The following is a 1,005-nucleotide window of genomic DNA, read 5'->3' as shown; positions in this document are numbered from 1 at the left end:
CGACCTGGCGGGGCGGTTCGGCCGCCGGCTGTCGATCCTGCACTGCCGCGTCCGCAGGCGAGTGGCCCACCTCAGCCGCGTGTCCGTCGTCCCAGCTGACGGTTGGATCGTGCGGCATTCGTGACGTATGGCCGGGGCTACTGGGCGCTGGACTGACTGGCCAGCCCATCGGGTTCCCGACAGACCGGGCGGTCCGCCGGGTTCGCGCCGGCCCACGCGGGCTATCGGTGGGGTTTTGCGCACGGCCCGCTCACGTGCCGACATGACTCTGCAGGCGACCTTCCTCGGGACGAGTGGTGCCGTCCCGACAACGGAACGCAACCCCAGTTCGGTGTTCGTGCGGCGGGAGGGGGACGCGTTCCTCTTCGACGCCGGCGAGGCGACCCAGCGCCAGATGATGCGCTACGGCACCGGGTTCGACGTCTCCGACGTGTTCGTCACGCACGCCCACGGCGACCACGTGTTCGGGCTCCCGGGGCTCGTCCAGACCTGGGACTTCAACGACCGCGACGACCCGCTCACGATTCACGTGCCCCGCGGCGTCCGCCGGGAGGTGGCAGACCTCGTGTTCGCCATCGGCGGCGACGTCGGGTTCCCGGTTCGCATCAGCGAGGTGAGCGCGGGCGAGTCGGTGCTGGACCGCCCGGAGTACGAGATCCGCGCGTTCGACACCGCGCACCGCACCACCTCCGTCGGGTACGCGCTCGTCGAGCACGACCGCAAGGGCCGCTTCGACCGCGAGAAAGCCGAGGAACTCGGGGTCCCCGTCGGCCCGAAGTTCTCCCAGCTCCACGAGGGAACCGCCGTGGAACTCGAGGACGGCACCGTCGTTCGCCCCGAGCAGGTCGTCGGCGACCCGCGCCCCGGCCGGAAACTCGTTTACACGGGCGACACGCGGCCCCACGACGCCGTGGTCGCCGCGGCGGACGACGCCGACCTCCTGATTCACGACGCGACGTTCGCAGACGACGCCGTCGAACGCGCCCGCCGAGACCGGCCACGCGA

General features: G+C 71.4%; 1 protein-coding gene. It reads left to right on the top strand.

Annotated features, from left to right (window positions below):
• Positions 1-262 precede the first annotated feature (262 nt).
• A partial coding sequence (locus GRX66_RS19330; protein ID WP_159527879.1) for a ribonuclease Z occupies positions 263-1,005 on the top strand: 743 nt, incomplete at its 3' end.

Origin of the sequence: Halobacterium bonnevillei (assembly GCF_009831555.1) — an archaeon.
Lineage (GTDB): Archaea > Halobacteriota > Halobacteria > Halobacteriales > Halobacteriaceae > Halobacterium > Halobacterium bonnevillei.
Note: the sequence above shows the minus strand (reverse complement) of the source record. Positions and strands in the feature narration are given on the sequence as shown.